The following is a 1,037-nucleotide window of genomic DNA, read 5'->3' on the forward strand; positions in this document are numbered from 1 at the left end:
TAGAGATGTCTTAGCTGCTATTTTTCCGCAGCCAAGTATGGATACGGATTAATTAGTTAGATTTATCTTGGGTGTTGCGATCGGCCATCACTGATAGTCGTGGCATAGCAGCCACCATGTCAGTGCTAAGATCAAACGACGCGCAAATGTGCTGAATAAAATCGAAATGTTTCATTTGCGCCTCCAAGCTAAGTAATTAATCCAATAGAAGATGTGATTTGAATGCTGATGAGTTTGATGCCAAACCATTGCCTTCACGGTTAAATTCTATCCAAATGAGAACATTATTCAACCACTAATCTATTAACATTCTGAAAACAAAGTATTCACCTAAAATATTAGTTGCATATAAGATGAAGCATAAGATATTCACTATGATTATATAAATTTATAGAGCTTATCTCTGGCCTTAGTCGTTTCCTAAAATAAAAAACCACCGTAACCAAACAAAAAAAGCCACGTAATACGTGGCTTTTGAGCATAACCGGTTGTTTAAATTAAACCTTCGGATATCAAACTGTGTTTATTGAGCAGACGATACATGGTTGCCCGTGAAACCCCAAGCTCCTTCGCTGCCAAAGAAACCTGCCCGGCATGTGACTCCAATACCACGATCAACGCATCACGCTCTGAACGCTCACGAATGCTTTTCAGGCTGCGTTTCTCATCTTGTTGCTTTGGCAGATCAAGATGCTCTTCATCAATAATAATGCTATCGGACATCAGAACGACTCGCTTGATTTGGTTCATCAGCTCACGCACATTACCGGGCCAATGGTAACGCGATAATGCACTAGTCGCCGCCTCAGAGAAGCTCTTAGCCTGCGCATTAAACTCCTTCGAATAATCATGAAGAAAGTGATTCGCCAGAATAGAGATATCACTAACACGCTCTTTTAGGCTCGGTACATGAATCCGCAGGACATTGATGTAGTGATAAAGCTCCTCATTGAAGTCCCCTTCTATTAAGGCTTTCTCAATATCTGAGGAGTTCGAGGCCAGAATACGCACATCAACCGAGCGTAGACCTTTTGAGG

The 1,037-nt window shown here is 41.5% G+C and carries 2 protein-coding genes; both read right to left on the minus strand.

What is annotated here, in order from left to right; all coding sequences use genetic code 11:
• Positions 1-52: 52 nt before the first annotated feature.
• Positions 53-175, minus strand: a complete 123-nt coding sequence (locus tag KIV40_RS31525) for a hypothetical protein (RefSeq protein ID WP_285353243.1) — start codon at positions 173-175, stop codon at positions 53-55.
• A gap of 317 nt (positions 176-492) precedes the next feature.
• The coding region (locus tag KIV40_RS31530) for a helix-turn-helix domain-containing protein (protein WP_285353245.1) at positions 493-1,037 on the minus strand (545 nt) is incomplete at its 5' end.

Source organism: Vibrio sp. D173a (genome assembly GCF_030248475.1).